This window comes from Azomonas macrocytogenes (assembly GCF_014191985.1).
GTDB lineage: Bacteria > Pseudomonadota > Gammaproteobacteria > Pseudomonadales > Pseudomonadaceae > Azomonas > Azomonas macrocytogenes.
Genome location: NZ_JACHXI010000033.1, coordinates 1 through 15,051, shown reverse-complemented (window position 1 = coordinate 15,051; position 15,051 = coordinate 1). Strand labels below are relative to the sequence as shown.

13 protein-coding genes and 7 pseudogenes are annotated in these 15,051 nt (G+C 54.5%); 8 read left to right on the top strand and 12 right to left on the bottom strand.

Annotated elements, in window-relative coordinates; all coding sequences use genetic code 11:
• Positions 1 to 1,458 (top strand): methyl-accepting chemotaxis protein (locus tag FHR87_RS18045; RefSeq protein ID WP_183168163.1); only part of this gene is annotated, 1,458 nt, incomplete at its 5' end.
• 40 nt (positions 1,459 to 1,498) lie between these two features.
• Here FHR87_RS18045 and FHR87_RS18040 read toward each other — a convergent pair.
• A pseudogene (locus FHR87_RS18040) lies at positions 1,499 to 1,600 on the bottom strand (transposase); the annotation flags it as partial.
• Positions 1,601 to 1,748: 148 nt separating this feature from the next.
• Here FHR87_RS18040 and FHR87_RS18035 point away from each other — a divergent pair.
• From FHR87_RS18035 to FHR87_RS18025, 3 genes are all read left to right on the top strand, one after another.
• A complete protein-coding gene (locus FHR87_RS18035; RefSeq protein WP_183168162.1) occupies positions 1,749 to 1,889 on the top strand; it encodes a hypothetical protein in 141 nt (46 codons plus the stop codon).
• Positions 1,890 to 1,975: 86 nt separating this feature from the next.
• Positions 1,976 to 2,773, top strand: coding sequence for an NHL repeat-containing protein (locus tag FHR87_RS18030; protein WP_246336100.1), 798 nt, complete (start codon positions 1,976 to 1,978; stop codon positions 2,771 to 2,773).
• An 11-nt stretch (positions 2,774 to 2,784) separates the two neighbouring features.
• A complete protein-coding gene (locus tag FHR87_RS18025; RefSeq protein WP_183168161.1) occupies positions 2,785 to 4,845 on the top strand; it encodes an LTA synthase family protein in 2,061 nt (686 codons plus the stop codon).
• A 41-nt stretch (positions 4,846 to 4,886) separates the two neighbouring features.
• Here FHR87_RS18025 and FHR87_RS18020 read toward each other — a convergent pair.
• Both FHR87_RS18020 and FHR87_RS19415 read right to left on the bottom strand, forming a co-directional pair.
• Positions 4,887 to 5,153: pseudogene (locus FHR87_RS18020) on the bottom strand (efflux RND transporter permease subunit); the annotation flags it as partial.
• A pseudogene (locus FHR87_RS19415) lies at positions 5,154 to 5,343 on the bottom strand (IS3 family transposase); the annotation flags it as partial. It lies immediately after the preceding pseudogene.
• A gap of 202 nt (positions 5,344 to 5,545) precedes the next feature.
• Between FHR87_RS19415 and FHR87_RS18015 the strand changes: the two are divergent.
• On the top strand, positions 5,546 to 5,953 hold the full coding sequence (locus FHR87_RS18015) for a hypothetical protein (RefSeq protein WP_183168160.1): 408 nt from the start codon (positions 5,546 to 5,548) through the stop codon (positions 5,951 to 5,953).
• Between the two features lie 343 nt (positions 5,954 to 6,296).
• Here FHR87_RS18015 and FHR87_RS18010 read toward each other — a convergent pair whose 3' ends face one another.
• From FHR87_RS18010 to FHR87_RS17995, 5 genes and pseudogenes are all read right to left on the bottom strand, one after another.
• Complete coding sequence (locus FHR87_RS18010; protein ID WP_183168159.1) at positions 6,297 to 6,794, bottom strand: phosphatase domain-containing protein; 498 nt, start codon at positions 6,792 to 6,794, stop codon at positions 6,297 to 6,299.
• A gap of 27 nt (positions 6,795 to 6,821) precedes the next feature.
• Positions 6,822 to 7,029, bottom strand: a pseudogene (locus FHR87_RS19410) (arsenical resistance protein ArsH); the annotation flags it as partial.
• Positions 7,030 to 7,089: 60 nt separating this feature from the next.
• Positions 7,090 to 7,425, bottom strand: a complete 336-nt coding sequence (locus FHR87_RS18005) for a hypothetical protein (protein WP_221189916.1) — start codon at positions 7,423 to 7,425, stop codon at positions 7,090 to 7,092.
• Positions 7,426 to 7,440: 15 nt separating this feature from the next.
• Entirely contained in the window at positions 7,441 to 8,268 is an 828-nt protein-coding gene (locus FHR87_RS18000) for a phosphatase PAP2 family protein (protein ID WP_183168157.1), read from the bottom strand.
• On the bottom strand, positions 8,265 to 10,229 hold the full coding sequence (locus FHR87_RS17995; RefSeq protein ID WP_183168156.1) for an LTA synthase family protein: 1,965 nt from the start codon (positions 10,227 to 10,229) through the stop codon (positions 8,265 to 8,267). The genes FHR87_RS18000 and FHR87_RS17995 overlap by 4 nt, the downstream gene beginning before the upstream one ends.
• Positions 10,230 to 10,721: 492 nt before the next feature.
• On the opposite strand from FHR87_RS17995, the pseudogene FHR87_RS19405 reads away from it, so the two are divergent.
• A pseudogene (locus FHR87_RS19405) lies at positions 10,722 to 10,961 on the top strand (helix-turn-helix domain-containing protein); the annotation flags it as partial.
• 242 nt (positions 10,962 to 11,203) lie between these two features.
• Positions 11,204 to 11,764 (top strand): lipid-binding SYLF domain-containing protein, encoded by a 561-nt coding sequence (locus FHR87_RS17990; RefSeq protein WP_183168155.1) that lies wholly within the window; start codon positions 11,204 to 11,206, stop codon positions 11,762 to 11,764.
• Here FHR87_RS17990 and FHR87_RS19400 read toward each other — a convergent pair.
• Positions 11,683 to 12,000: pseudogene (locus FHR87_RS19400) on the bottom strand (hypothetical protein); the annotation flags it as partial. The gene FHR87_RS17990 and the pseudogene FHR87_RS19400 overlap by 82 nt on opposite strands.
• Positions 12,001 to 12,024: 24 nt before the next feature.
• On the opposite strand from FHR87_RS19400, the pseudogene FHR87_RS19395 reads away from it, so the two are divergent.
• Positions 12,025 to 12,492 (top strand): annotated as a pseudogene (locus tag FHR87_RS19395) (transposase); the annotation flags it as partial.
• 395 nt (positions 12,493 to 12,887) lie between these two features.
• On the opposite strand, the gene FHR87_RS17980 reads toward FHR87_RS19395, so the two are convergent.
• The 3 genes from FHR87_RS17980 to FHR87_RS17970 form a co-directional block, all read right to left on the bottom strand.
• Positions 12,888 to 13,742 carry an alpha/beta fold hydrolase gene (locus FHR87_RS17980; RefSeq protein ID WP_183168153.1) on the bottom strand — a complete coding sequence of 285 codons (855 nt, stop codon included), beginning with the start codon at positions 13,740 to 13,742 and terminating at the stop codon, positions 12,888 to 12,890.
• Between the two features lie 170 nt (positions 13,743 to 13,912).
• Positions 13,913 to 14,527: a TetR/AcrR family transcriptional regulator gene (locus tag FHR87_RS17975; RefSeq protein ID WP_221189915.1), complete on the bottom strand. Its 615-nt coding sequence runs from the start codon at positions 14,525 to 14,527 to the stop codon at positions 13,913 to 13,915.
• A 251-nt stretch (positions 14,528 to 14,778) separates the two neighbouring features.
• Positions 14,779 to 15,051 (bottom strand): LysR substrate-binding domain-containing protein (locus FHR87_RS17970; protein ID WP_246336099.1); only part of this gene is annotated, 273 nt, incomplete at its 5' end.

The window sequence follows — 15,051 nt, the reverse complement described above, 5'->3', positions numbered from 1 at the left end:
CGCACCGGATCACATCATGGCTTGGTCGCTCTGGCGCAGGAGACACCAGCTCAGGGCCCAACAAGCACAGATGAAAACAAATATGCAACTGTAGTACTACCGCTACTGGGGATTGCCGCCGAAAACCATTCCGATGCCAACGATTTTGCCAGCTTAATGGGGCTGGACAGCGATGCCACAGCACAGAAAACCGAAGATCAAGGAATTAGACTGAAGCGCGAGTTTGCCAGTCTGATCAAGCGTTATCCGAACGAATTGCAACGCACTCGGGAATTGATCCGTCAGCGTACCGAACTGGCCCAAAGCGGCGAAGCTCGAATCGATGAGTTGCAAAAGGCATTGGTCGCACTGGAGCCTTCCGTACAAGCGGAACATGCTCGTATTCAGGGTGAAGTTCGCCTAATCCAAGGTCTGATCATCATTCTGATTCTAGCAATCGCAGTCGCTATCGACCGTCTGCAGCGCCAGCTTACCCGCGTCTTGATTCAACTGGTTCCAGCGCTTTCATCCAGGGCACACGGTAATTTCGGTCAAATGATCCATTTTGTGTCGAATACTCGCGAAATGATAGACATTGAGACCTCACTCAACTGCTTGCGAGAGTATCTGCTGCAAATGGTCGACACCCTTTGTCAGCATGCTCAAAATGTGTCCGGTAGCAGCGGTAGCCTTGCCGAGATGAGCAACGAGCTGCACAAAAGCGCTTATCACCAAGCGAAGGAAACAGCACAGATCCGCGATTCATTGAGCGAACTGGAATGCACTATTTTGCAGGTAGCTGATGGTGCTCACGAGGCAGCCCAAGCCAGCCGAGCAGCTGGCGTAGCCGTTAGCGATGGCCAACAGGTGATAGGCCATAGTCTGACTGGCTTGCGCTCGCTGGTCGGTAACGTGCAGGAAAATGCCCAGGCCATTGAGCGCCTAGCCAGCGAAACCGATACCATCGACCGCGTACTGACGGTGATTCGCTCCATTGCCGAACAGACCAACTTGCTTGCCTTGAACGCCGCTATCGAAGCCGCACGGGCTGGTGAACAAGGACGCGGCTTCGCCGTGGTAGCCGATGAAGTTCGCTCCCTGGCACAACGCACCGGTGCTGCGACCGGCGAAATCCAGCAATTGATCGCCAGTCTGCAACAGGCTGCCCAGCAATCGCTGCAAACCATACAGGCACAAGTAACACATGCCGAAACAACGGCCAGCCAGGCTGAATCTGCAGATGCCGCCATGCAGGATATCGTCCACGCCATCAGCAAGATTCGCGAGATGGCTGAGCAAATCGCTCAAGCCACTGCGCAGCAAAGTGCAACAGTTAGCGAAATCCGTCATCACAGTGAACGTATCTATCAGCTAGGCGATGCCAATCTTGCGCATATCGATCATGGACGCGAACAGAGCGAACGTCTATTGGCGCTTGGACATGAGCTGAATCAAGCAACTCGAGTGTTCAGTCTCTGAAGGTCGGTCAGCGCCACCGAGCGGACTCGTTTGCGGCTTACAGGCTATGAGTCGATATACCTAACCGCGCTGCGACCTCGGCAAGAGGGCAGCCGCGCTCGGTCACTTGCCTAAACTCTTCAGGGTAACGCTGGCTGCTCATGGCACCTCCTAATGGGCCTCATTATGAGGCTTGGAGATGTCTATGAAACCAAGGGCGATTCAAACACCCTGAGCAATCTGCTACCAATTGCCGCCAGCACCTCTATTTATCGTGAGACACTAAACGCTCTATGTAGGGTTCGCACGGCATGAATACTGAACCGATCGATTGCAAAGCAGACACACAAGCCCTCAAGGGTCGCTCGGGCCTGGGGCGAATTGTCCATGCGACGCGCTATTTCCTGGCTCTGATCCTCATTGCGCTGGTCTGGGGCGTAATTCTCCTATGACGAACTCTGCCACAAAGCACGCTGTTTCGACCGCCCGGCATCTGGTCCGTCAATACGGGAAAATACTCATAGGAATCTTTATTGCTTTGGCATTGGCGCTTGTTGTTCCAGCATGGCGCCATTTCGCTCCGGTACAAGCCGAGCTTGGCTGGGCATATGAGGTGTACCGGGACTGCATCGAAAGGGTCAGCGCCTTGGCCAAGGGTAGCCAGAGTGAGCTCTATGTCACTCAGGAATATCGCAACGGCAAAGGTACGCTGTTGAAACTGCGCGAAGATGGCAGCATCAGCCAAGTCATGCAGGGTTTATCCAAGCCAGACGGCCTGCTGGCTTATCGCGGCGGCATCGCCATCAGCCAGGAGGGTATGGGCAATTTACCTGTTCTTTGGATGCATGGAAGGCGAATCAGCACACTGCTGCTTGGCCGCAGCGTAGAACAGCTTGCCAGCGATGGCCGTTATCTCTACGCCATCGAGGATCGAACCAGTGGCCGATTGCTGCGCCTAGATCCAACAACCGGCAGGATCGACATCCTGCGTGACGGGCTAAACGAAGCAGAAGCGATTACCGCCTGTTCCAATGGCCAGCTCTTCTATACCGAAAAAATACACGGTTGGGTCAAACGCCTGAATACCAATGGCGTTGACGAAGTCATCTGGTCTGGACTGAACCAACCCGGGTTTCTGCTATGCGACGAGCACGGACTATGGGTCAGCGAAGATGCCACTCACATGGCTCGCTTGCTACTGCTGGATAAGACGGGTGCCAAGCATGTCATCCTTGATCATCTGCGTTCTCCGCAAACCCTGCTGCGCCTGGCTTCTGGCCATTATCTATTGTCCGAGCAGGGGCGTAATCGGATTCTCGAACTGAATCGATCCTAAAGGCTTTCTCCATGTCCTCACAACAACGGCCCGTAGAGCACGCCCGTACGGGCGTGCTCGAACATCTTGGTTTCATCCTGTCGAGTGCGCTCGTTCTCCTCGTTCTCTTTTCGCTGCTGCGACTGGGCTTGCTCGTCTATAACCATGAGTTGATCGGCAATACGCCTGTTACAAGCTTTGCCGAGGCCTTTTTCAACGGGCTGCGCTTCGACCTGCGTGTAGCGGTATTCGCCTGCATACCCTTGGTCCTTTCGCTGCTCAGCAAACGCGCCATGGCAGCCCGTCGCTATCAACGCTATTGGCTGAGCCTGATTGCCAGCCTGGCAATATTTCTCGGGTTGATAGAGCTGAACTTCTACCAGGAATTCCACCAGCGCCTGAATAGCCTGGTTTTTCAATACTTTCAAGAAGATCCAGCAACGGTGTTGAGCATGCTCTGGCATGGTTTTCCCGTCGTACGTCTGCTTCTGGTCTTGGCGGTATTGAGTTGGGTAATGATCAAGCTTTTTACAAAGCTTGATTACCTTACACAAACGCCAATGGCTAAACAGTCTGGGAACTCTTCTTTCAGCGCTCCCTGGCCAGCACGTTACCTGGCACTGCTGTTCTGCATCATCGTATCGGTCGTCGCCGCTCGGGGTACGCTTCGACAAGGGCCGCCCCTGCGCTGGGGCGATGCCTTTACCACCGAATCCATGTTTGCCAACCAACTTGGCTTGAATGGCATCTTGACCCTCTATAGCGCCGGGAAAAACAGTCTTTCGGACGAGCGGGACAATATCTGGAAGCCGGCCAGTCCAACCGACCATGCCACTGCCATTACCCGTGAGTTGCTGCTGACGAAAAACGATCATCTGATCGATGCCGATACAACAGCCGTCCGCCGTGATTACACCGCCCCTACCGCCACTCGCTTGCCGATTCGTAATGTCGTGGTGATTCTCATGGAGAGTTTTGCCGGTCACTTCGTGGGAGCTCTGGGCAGCAAAGCTGAAATAACGCCGAACTTTGACCACTTGGCGCGGGAAGGCCTGCTGTTCCAACGGATGTTTTCCAATGGAACCCATACCCACCAAGGCATGTTCGCCACAATGGCCTGTTTTCCTAACTTGCCAGGATTCGAATACCTGATGCAGATGCCTGAAGGCGGCCATCAATTTTCCGGCTTACCGCAGTTGCTCAGTTCTCGTGGTTACGATGACCTATACGTCTACAACGGCGATTTTGCCTGGGATAACCAGCAGGGCTTCTTCAGCAACCAGGGCATGAGCCATTTCATTGGGCGCAATGATTACAGCAACCCGGTCGTTTCAGATCCTACCTGGGGCGTATCCGATCAGGATATGTTTGATCGCGCCGCTGAAGAATTGGCTAAACGGGACGGCAGCAAGCCTTTTTACGCCTTACTCCAGACGCTTTCCAACCATACGCCTTACGCAATCCCCGAGGCGCTGCCAGTAGAACCGGTAAGCGGTCACGGCTCGCTCGACCAGCATCTGACCGCTATGCGTTATTCCGATTGGGCGTTGGGCCGGTTCTTCGAAAAGGCCAAGAAAGCGCCGTACTTCAAGGATACCTTGTTCGTTATCGTGGGTGACCATGGCTTCGGTGCCGAAGAGCAATTGACCGAAATGGATCTTTACCGTTTCTACGTCCCGATGTTGCTGATCGCTCCTGGCATACAGGAAACGTTCGGTGCTACTCGCGACGTCGTGGCAACCCAGGTGGATATAGTCCCGACCATCATGGGCCGGCTGGGCGACAACGTGCGCCATCAATGCTGGGGGCGTGATCTGTTGAGCCTGGAACCAACCGATCCGGGCTTTGGTGTGATCAAACCCTCAGGCGGCGACCAGACCGTCGCCATAGTGAGTGGTGACCGCATTGTGGTGCAGCCCAAAGGCTTCGATGCACAAGTGTATCGATATCGCCTCGGCGAACAATCGCAGAGCACAAGGGAGGAGATCTCAGCAGCAGACCGAGCACTGCACGAGAAATTGCAAGATTACATACAGAGCGCGACTGGTAGCCTGATCGAAAATGCCTCTGGAGTCGAAAGCCCAGGTATGTGACCTGCCAGGCATTGGCCGGCAGGACTCTTTAGCCAAATCGATCAGGAAATGGCGCATTCTTCCGCGGGCTCAAGGGACTGAGCAGCAGGTGCCGATGTCGATTGGGCAATGGCTCCATGTCGTCTGCGCTCAAACCAGAGATAAGTCACCGGTGTGGTATAGAGCGTCAGCAATTGCGAAAAAGCCAGACCGCCCACGATGGCGATGCCCAGCGGTTGCCGCAGTTCTGAACCGGCACCATGACCAAAGGCCAAGGGGATAGCCCCCAACAGGGCCGCCAGCGAGGTCATCAGAATCGGCCGCAGCCGGCAGCAATCCAGGGCGAAGGCTACACGCAAGCGATCGCCATCGTCGCAGCGAAATTCGAAGCTATCCGAGCACCAGCGGATGTTACTCATTTCCGCCGCTATTCGACCTTCATGACGACGGGCTGGGTCTGTTGCTCGGTCTGCGGCGCAGCAAGGCCCACACCTGTCGGTAACTGTAACTGGGCAGATCAGAACACCGCTGCCCTGATCCGAGAGCACGCGTCGACGACGAGGTCCCTGCCCTTCAGGGGCCTGCTTGATTCGAGCCGTCAGTTGCGAACGCAACACACCGAGACAACTAATTAAAGAATGTATTAGAGAGGCAAATCCGAACTATCGCCGGGGATTGTGTTTCTATTAATGGACAAAACCACCATAAAAATAGGTGACTCATGCTTAAGCCCCTACACGTTGCATTACTGGCCTGCCTGGTAACTCCTTTGGCGACGGCTGCTGACAAGCAATCCCACGATGGCAAATATATGCCCCCATCGGCGGCGGCCTACACGGCTTGTGAAAACAAAGCTGCGGGCGACAAGGTCTCCGTAGCCAGCCCAGATGGCAAGACCCTATCCGCAACCTGCCGTGAAGTGGATGGTAAGCTGGCCGCAATGCCCAAGCACATGGCTCCGCCACCGGGGGCTGTCGAAGCGTGTAACGGCAAGAGCGCTGGCGACACGGCTTCCTTCACGGGACCAGACGGTAAAAGTGTCTCCGGTACTTGCCACAAAGTGAATGGCAAGTTAACCGTGACGCCCGAGCATAAGGGCGGCAAGCACAGCCACGACGAAGGTTACTAAGTCACCGGCCGGCCACTTACCAGTGGCCGCCGGTAAATCATCAGCGGCTACTCTTCAATAGTAGAGAATGCCCGCTAGCTCCACTCCTGCGGCCTTTTTGAGCAACTGATTGATGAATGTTCACTTCATTACGTTGAGCGCTTCCCATCCTTTACCCGACACACTGACCACCACACGCTTTACACCAAAACCCAGATAATCCTGCAGTAGAGCGACCTTGGTCATCTTGCCGCTGGCTTCAACAACCACATCGCTGCCCGATCAATCGCCTTATTGATGATGACCAAGATGGGCTTGCTGTCGATTACGACACTGCCGTTATTACTCAGCGACCCTGCCACGATCATTTGCCGTTGAATTGCTCAATCCAATCGATATGGGCTGGATTCTGGATGGATCTAGGCCGCAGCGCTTGCACTTGTACAATGGCCTCGGCGCGTGACACACCGCACGTGATCAGGATGCGTGCAGCGATCAGGCCGGCACGCCCGGAGCCACTCTTGCCATGGATGGCCAGGCTGCGTCCTTCGCTGAGTAGCTGGTGGATGCGTGGCAATGCCACCGCCCAGGCAGCGTCGAAGGGCGCTTCCGGTTCCTGCTCATCGGCCACCGGCAGATGGAGCCACTCCAGGTTGCGGTGGGTACAGCATTCCGGCAAATCGACAACCTGATTCTGGCTTAGCTCCTCGTCCGGCATTAGGGTGATCAGTGCTTCGGCACCAGCCGCCTGCAAGGTATCCAAGGCACTGTCGAGACTGGTGTCTTTGAGCCCAGGGCAGGGCGTGAGAATCAGACGGCCCAAACAGCCAGGTACGTCGAGGATATCATAGGGGTGCGGCACGATGCGTGCTCCTTGAGTTTCCGGATTTCAAATAGCGCGCTGATTGACACGACGAGACAGTGCTTCGGCTGATTCTTTACGTTCGAGTAACGGTCCGTCAGCTAGCCAGATCGGGCGCGCATCAACTGGGTAAACTTGACCGATTCCTCCATCACATCCACCACCCGGTCATAATAGATGAATATTTCATGTGTCCAGTCTCATCAAGCTCCTGGAAGACCTTGGCCACCGAGGATTAATCGGGGATAGCGAATCGATTTATGCCTTGAACACTGCACGCATAGCACCATGCCACTCAGGCAAGCACCACATCTGAACTTCCAATCAGAGCGCCATAGATCACCTTTCCCTGGCAGCCGACCAGATCGGAAACGAGGAGGCCGGTCATACGATAAACCTCATAGCACCGTTCAGGATTGCGAACCTGTTCAAGCGAATAGAAAAATCCGCTCTGCCCGGTGTTGCTCAGGCTGGATTCCCAGATGGCCGCCGCCGCTGCTCCTGGCCGTGCGCTCGGTACTATCGGCTCGATTTGAAAAATGGCAACGAGATTGCTGGCATAGTTGGCAGTCGACACTGCTGGAGATGATGAAGAAGCTGCCATATTCCCTCTAGTGCTGTGCTCGAACAAAATTTTCCGTCCTTATCAATCCATTGTTCTCTGCCCGCCTTCTCCACTTTTGGAAGACGGATTGGGCGATGCCCTGAAAGGAGATTCCAGCTGTACCAACTGTGTATTTGCCGGTTGCGGGCGGTAAAGGACAATCAGATAAAGGCTGTAGCAGATCAGCCAGTTGATCACGGCCGTCCACAGGTTGTGCGACAGAAAATGCGCGCCTTGCGCCATCCGAACCAGAGAAAAGAGCGTACCCAGGCATAGAGCGAATACCAATGCCGCACGGCTCAGCCGTGGATAGCGGTCGCGCCAGAAAAAATACAGCGCGAACAGCGAGAAACCCGCTCCTGCATGCCCGCCAGGCCAGCAACGCCCCGGTTTTTCTACTGGCGCAGCGCGTGGCCCGAACAACGGGCTGAAGGTTTCTACGCCACCGTACTGGGTGAGGCTCCATGGGCAATGCATGCCAGTCATGGCCTTGAGTGGTGGTACGACGCTGGTCGACAGGCCCATCGCCAGGGCCAGATAACCCAACTGTCGGCGCACTTGGCGCAGACGGGTCGGCAACAGGCTGAGCAGGAAACCGGCCAATGCTAGGATTCCGATAATGATAGTCAGTTGCTTAGCGCGATCGTGCAGCCAGTCCTCCAGAAAAACGTTGTGCCTGCCGATGAAACCCTGTTCCGGGCGGTAGAACAGGTCGGCCAGAGCAAAGTCGACTCGCTCCGGCATGCTGACCAGCAGAACGGCGATCGCCAAGGGTATCCCTACATAGCCCAAGGCATTCAGCGGGCGGGAAGCGGGCGCTTGCAAGGATGTCGGCTTGCACTCCGACACGTTGTCAGTAGGTGAATTCATCGGTGGCTCAGTGCTTTGGTCGGCTCGGAAGGGAATGGCTGCCAATTCAGCAGGCGCTGCTGGAAGTCATGGCTGGCAGCCTGGTAGTAGGCGATGTTCCGGCGAATCAGCTCATCTGCCTGGGTGACCTGCCGTTCCTGGCTTTTGCCGAGCGCTTCGTCGTGCCGGCGCAGGCCCTGGCGCGGGCTGAGAATGGCCAGATCCTGGCCGTCGAACAGACCCAGGTTCTGATAGTTGCCGATCAGCGCACGCGGTGGAAGAGTGTTGGGCAGCAGCAGGTTGCGGCCGAAGAAGGTGGAAACATAATCCAGATTCAACAGCCCCATGATGGTTGGGGCAATGTCGATCTGGCTGGCCAGTTGCTGGTCTTCATGAGGTTCGATCAGCCCCGGTGCGTAAACGAATAGGGGAATACGATAGTTGGCTACCGGCAGGTCTTCCTTGCCTGCACTGCCGGCGCAATGGTCAGCAACGAAGATGAATAGGGTGTTATCGAACCAGGGCTTTTCACGGGCGGCGGCGAGGAAGTGGCCGATAGCCCAGTCGGTGTACTGCACGGCACCTTCTCGCCCCTTGCCGGAGGCAATATCGATGCGTTGCTCTGGATAGGTATAGGGCCGGTGGTTGGAAGTGGTCATCAATTGCAGCAGGAACGACTGCCCCTTAGCGTGATCGGCATCTGCTTCCCGCAAGGCCAGTGCGTATAGATCCTCGTCCGCCATGCCCCAGGCATTGCTGAAATGGATATCGGCCGGCACGGTACTGGTCTGATCGACGATACGGTAGCCATTGCCCCTGAAAAAGGCGTTCATGTTGTCGAAATAACCGCGTCCGCCGTAAAGAAATACGCTGTCGTAGCCCTGGTAAGCCAATTGCTGGCCGAGGCCGCCATAGCCGCTTTCGCGACCCAGGCGTTTGATGATGGAACGGCCAGGTGTCGGCGGCACGGATAGAGTGATGGCTTCCAGCCCGCGATCAGTGCGCGTGCCCGTTGCATAGACGTTGCTGAAAAACAGACTCTGCCCGCGCAGGCGATCGAGATTTGGAGTGAGGCTGTGTGAGCCATCGGCCTTCTGACCCAGGTATTTGAGGCTCAGGCTTTCGATAGTCACCAGAATGACGTTGGTTTTTCGCGGTACTCCGGGGTTATCGATGCGCCGCCGGATATCCATGGGGTCGTTACCGATAAACTGAGCGTTCGGCTCACCGACTTCCGTCCGAAGCGTTGTGGCAACTTGTTGGTCGGGCAGGTTCTGGTAAAAGTGCGCATAGTCCAGCTCGTTGTTGCGAAAGGCGGCGAAGAACTGCCACGGGCCATTGCTCGCCAATTCACGCTGATAAGCGTTGCCATGCTGCTCGCGAGGATACTGCTGGTCCAGCAGCCAAAGACTCGACGTCGCGGTGAGACAGAGCACGGTTATGCTCAGCAGGTATTTTTTTCGCGAGGGCAACGGCGCTTCCAGGGCTCGCTCCAGGGGGCGGTGCAAGGCCCAGGCGATGGCCAGGACGAGCGCCGCCAGCATGGTGAGCAACGGATAGACTGGATAGGACTCAAGGATATTGTTGATGACCTCATCCGAATAGATCAGGTAGTCCACCGCGATGAAATTGAAGCGGACACCGAATTCAATCCAGAACACCCACTCGGCCAGGGCGCAGAACAGCATGAGGTAGAGGCTTGCGAAAAACAGCAGGTGCAGGGCGAATCGATGCCAGCGTTGTTGCCACAGGCGTTTTGGGCAGGCCAGTAGATAGAGGACCAGTGGGATGGTGGCGCAGGCAAGAAAGCCAAGGTCGTAGGACAACCCCGTCAGCATGATAGGGAGCAGATCAGCGTACGAGATCACCGCGTCGCCCCAACTGTACAGCATCAGACCCAGGCGGGTCAGACTGAACAGGACCATCCAGCACCCGAGCATGAGCGCCAGGTAGCGAAGCGGTGCCGAACGAAGGATGGGCATTGATGACGTCCTGTCGAAAAGATGGCGACAGTCTGCTCAACTGGATGTAACCAGTACGTCAATAGCTAGTGAAAAAATCGTCAAGACTCTGTCGTAGAGCCATGAGCCTTTACTTTTGTGTGCAATAAAATAGAGTCATGATTAAAAACATGAAAATATCTGAGCATTGCAAACTTATCACACCAAGGAAATAAAGAAATAACTATCTCTATATGTACTTTTAACTATGTCCATACCTTAGATAAATATGTAGAACACTCCCAGTACGAGTGGATTAAGCGTATCTGTTTAATTACGGCCTGTCCTGTAGGAACAGGATTATCTTGGTGAATAACAGATACAGATAAATCATCTGTTTGCTGAAATTCCTTGATCAGCTCTTAGGATTGATCATCCAGCTCATAACGTCCTGTCTCTGTAATCTCCGCTCAGAACAGATATAACAGCGTAGCAAAGTAGCAAACCGGTTTTTCGGACAGAGCGTAGCGGGCTGAAGTCGCTAAAGCGCTTGGCATGCAGCCTACCTACTTCTCCAATTCTCCAAGTTCTTCCGTCATGCGACTAGTCGGCATTTCGTCGAGTTCGTCAACAGCCTGCGATCTGCTAGTACGTAGCGAATTACCAGTTACGGAGATTTACTTTGAAGTCGGTTTTACCAATATTTCCAATTTCAATCGGCACCTCATGACGCATAAAGATATGACTCCATCAAACGAAATACGATATAAGTAATTGAAAAAGCTTTGAAGGCTTACGAAACAATAGTCTGGCCCTAGGGTCGAATAATTTAAGGAACGCCAATCGTGCGGCCAACATACTGGTGTGACTTGCATATTTCATCTCACACCAACGTGCCTCCAACTCACTTCTGGGCGCGACGGAGAACTTCCTGCAGGTTAGGCCCTGCCCGTTATAGGCACGGATTACTGGTCAGTGGCTTGTTACCTCAAGCCCTCTTGCATCGGAGTACAAAAATGACCAAGTCACTGCGGTTCTTCTTGTCGATCGTTTTTGCAGCGGTATCATTGATACCCGCGAGCCTGCTAAACAATGTAGTCGCTGCAACAGCCAAGGATCTGGATGCTGACTCCCGACAAGCGCTGCAAGTTCTCTACAAGGCCCATCCATTTGCCGCAACTATTTCGCGCAGTGCCAAGGCTGTACTCATCTTTCCGAACGTCATCAAAGCGGGCCTCATTTTTGGTGGGAGCTATGGCGAAGGCGAATTGTTACGCAACTCGAAAGTGGAGGGTTATTACAACTCCGTGACGGGGTCCTGGGGGTTACAGGCAGGCGCTCAATCTTACGCCTATGCGGTATTTCTGATGACCGAAAAAGCGGTGAACTATGTGCACGAGACTAAAGGCTGGGAAATCGGCGTAGGACCGACTGTTGTTGTGGTTGACGAAGGGGTCGCACGGAATCTGTCGAGCTCAACCCTGAAGGACGATGCCTACGCGTTTGTCTTCGACCAGCAAGGGTTGATGGCCGGGGTTAGCATCGAGGGAACGAAGATTTCCCTGATCAAGCGCTGAACAAAGGATGGGGGAGTTTCGGTCAGGTTCTGTAACTGCTCGGTCACTTTCGCCTTTTCGGCAGGAGGTAGAGCGGCGATGAAGCTCACCGACAGGAACCGGTCAATAATCACTTCCTGGGCACTACCTGAATGCGTGTATCGAAAGCAGGTCAGTTCGGGGGTAGAGAAGTCGTGCCCCGTGAATGGTAACCGCCAGAACCCGGTATGAAAGCGCGGAGTATCGCCTTTGTACAGAATAATAGTGGGGGTCTGAGCTTCAAAAAAAACCTGCACGCCAGCGAGCAAGCACGCGCCGACGAGCAGCAGGCCCAGCCGATGCTTGATCCTGAACGTCTGGTCTTTCTCGACGAGACCTTGGCCACGACCTGCATGACGCGTCTGCGCGGGCGTTCACCTCGGTGCCCCACGACCACTGGAAGACCACGACGTTCATTGCCGGCTTGCGGTAAGGGGCGATCACCGCCCCGATGGTGCTCGACGGCCCGATGAACGGGGCAGCCTTCCTGGCCTATGTGCGCCCCCACGCTGTGGCCCGGGGACATCGTGGTGGCCGACAACCTGTCCTGTCACAAGGTCGCCGGTGCCAGGGAAGCGATCGAAGCCGTGGGTGCCAGCCTGTGCTATCTACCGCCTTACTCGCCGGATCTGAACCCGATCGAGAAGATGTTCTCCAAACTCAAGGCCTTGCTGCGCAAGGCCGGGATGAGAACGGTCGATACGCTCTGGGTTGAGATCCTTCCCGCCCGGCTGCAAGAGCACTTACGCGGCGCGAATTGGCGCAAATGAGTTAGGGCTTGAGCTTTCCGATATGCTGGCCGTGGTAATGGCGCTTACGCCAGCGGATCTTTACCCCTTACATCAGTCACATGGTCTGGCAAGACGTGTATTGGCGGCGAAATACCTGCCACTGTCGAAATGCGATGCATGGTTGAGCGGCGCCAGAAGCGCTGTTGCGGTCAGGCCGCTGATATCCGGCACATCTATCAGGCGTTGAGCACCCTCAAAGAGAACGGAGTCGTCCGGCACTGTCTACCAATGCTGGTTATTCCTTGTCAGGGGCACCATAACGCGCAATTTTCATGTCGCACCTTTAATAATTTACTTACTGTTAGAGTCACATTTTAACCACGCCAAGTTCTGAGGAAGTTCATCAACAGCTGATTTACTTTCTCGGGTTGCTCTTCCTGAGGCAGGTGGCCACATTGCTCGATAGCGTATGCTTGCAGATCGTCGGCCATTTCTGCCCAAACACTTTTCATATCGAACAGTTTCCCGACCGCATGGAAGTCTGCGCCCCAAAGGGACATAACAGGACAAGAAATCTTCACGTCGGCATCTTCTAGGTCTTGAGCGACATCTTGTGCATTTGCCCGGTAATCAGCCATCGCACCACGAACAGCGCCAGGTGCTTGATACGCGCGGACGTAGGTGTCAAACGCTTCTCCACTGATTGTGGATGGGTCGTAGGTCCAGTCAGAGAAGAAATGTCGCAGCCAAAGGTGTTCACGGCCGGCGATAAGAGCTTCCGGTAGATCGGGCACCAGGTGGAAGAGGAAGAACCAGTATGCTTTTGCAATCGAGGCATTGATCTCTCGAGCCACAATACGCGTAGGGACGTTGTCCATTACGACTAGGCGATCGACCAGCTCTGGGTAATCTTTGGCGAACCGGGTTGCTACTCGCGCACCACGATCGTGGCCGACGAGTGCGACTTTCTGAATTCCCAGCTCCCGCATCAGCTCACGAATGTCTCGTGCCATATTGCGCTTGTCGTAGCCAGAAGCAGGCTTGTCTGTTTCGCCATACCCGCGGAGGTCGGGTGCAATAACCCGGAAATGTTTAGATAGGACGGGAATTTGATAACGCCATGCAAAGTTGGTTTCCGGGAAGCCATGAAGGAGTATTACCGGAGCTCCTTCACCTTCCTCAACAACGAATTGACGTATGCTGTTTGCGTTAACGGTGTAGCTTTTCATAATTTACCCTGTACTGGATTAGTCATCTCAAATGAGAGCCGGGTGCCACGCTAGTCGAGACCCCGTAAGCCGGAATGCAGGCTGTCCGTGCTAGCTATTCAAATTAGAGAATAACAGTTCCCTAATTATTCGAACGAATGGAAATATTAATTCCCTAATTGGATAATTTCTTACCTGAGGCTATCTACAACTTCCCGTACTAACGGTCGAACACTAAGCTCTGGAAGCCCGGCCGCTCCTACAACACGTATGCCCTGGAACAAACACATCATCAATCTCGCCGAAGCATCCCGGTCCACCGTGCCTGAAATACTTCCGTCACATTGGCCTTCTCGGATTAGATCACTCAGTAGAGCTTCTACTTGAGATAAAGCCTTCCGCACTCTAACGATTAAATCTTGGTCGCCAATCGCAGTGCATTCGGTAGCAGCATTAACCAGCATGCATCCGCGCTGGCCTTCCTCCGCAAGAGAGGCTTCCGCGTAGAAAGCTACAGCAGTTTCAACCTTGGCCAAGCCCCCGCTCACATCCCTTAGCGCATCCATGAGGACGGCGGTGCGACGGTCTACGTAACGAAGCAAAGCTTGCGTGAAGATATCCTTCTTGTCCTCGAAAGCCTTATACAGGCTTCCCGTAGTCAATCCAGTTGCCGCAGAGATCTGGGCTATCGAGCTCGCCTGATAGCCACGCTCGCGGAAAACTTCGATAGCGTGATCAAGGGCTACCTCAATATCAAATTCTCGGGGCCTTCCGGGAGATGGATTACGAGTGGTCATGTTCTTCATGGTTGAATTAGAGAATCATCACTTCCAAATGTCAAGGCTAAAGTCATTGACGAAGTAGGCCGATCAGAATTGCGATCGTTGCAGTGCAATCGAGAAGACACTGGATACCAACACGCTGCACGCAGGGAGTGGAGGCAATGAACCCGACATTCGTATAAGGTCACCTCCTTTACTTTTCATATGTCGAAGAGCTCTTGACGTAGCGCGGCTATGACCATCCGAGCAATCGAGAGCACGCCCTACGTCACCGCTCACGTTAGTGGTCGATTGTTGATGTAGCCTTCCAAGGCTTCCACGAACACACGTACCTTTGGGGGCACCATGCGGGAAGTAGGGTAAACTGCCCAGATTCCCAGTGGTTCGGGTTCAGCGTCCTCCAGGAGGATCTGCTCGAGACGCCCTTCGTTGAGAGCTGGATCAACGTACCAGCGCGAAAGGTTGACGATGCCGAGGCCGCCAAGACAAGCCTGATAGAGGGCTTCGATTGAGCTTGCGGAGAAGCGGCCGGTGATTTTCTGCCTCAG

Excerpts from the sequence above, each read along its gene's own strand:
- FHR87_RS18035 (WP_183168162.1), top strand. The coding sequence starts at position 1,749 with ATGAATACTGAACCGATCGATTGCAAAGCAGACACACAAGCCCTCAAG.
- FHR87_RS18025 (WP_183168161.1), top strand. The coding sequence starts at position 2,785 with ATGTCCTCACAACAACGGCCCGTAGAGCACGCCCGTACGGGCGTGCTC.
- FHR87_RS18015 (WP_183168160.1), top strand. The coding sequence starts at position 5,546 with ATGCTTAAGCCCCTACACGTTGCATTACTGGCCTGCCTGGTAACTCCT.
- FHR87_RS18000 (WP_183168157.1), bottom strand. The coding sequence starts at position 8,268 with ATGAATTCACCTACTGACAACGTGTCGGAGTGCAAGCCGACATCCTTG.
- FHR87_RS17995 (WP_183168156.1), bottom strand. The coding sequence starts at position 10,229 with ATGCCCATCCTTCGTTCGGCACCGCTTCGCTACCTGGCGCTCATGCTC.
- FHR87_RS17990 (WP_183168155.1), top strand. The coding sequence starts at position 11,204 with ATGACCAAGTCACTGCGGTTCTTCTTGTCGATCGTTTTTGCAGCGGTA.
- FHR87_RS17980 (WP_183168153.1), bottom strand. The coding sequence starts at position 13,742 with ATGAAAAGCTACACCGTTAACGCAAACAGCATACGTCAATTCGTTGTT.
- FHR87_RS17975 (WP_221189915.1), bottom strand. The coding sequence starts at position 14,527 with ATGAAGAACATGACCACTCGTAATCCATCTCCCGGAAGGCCCCGAGAA.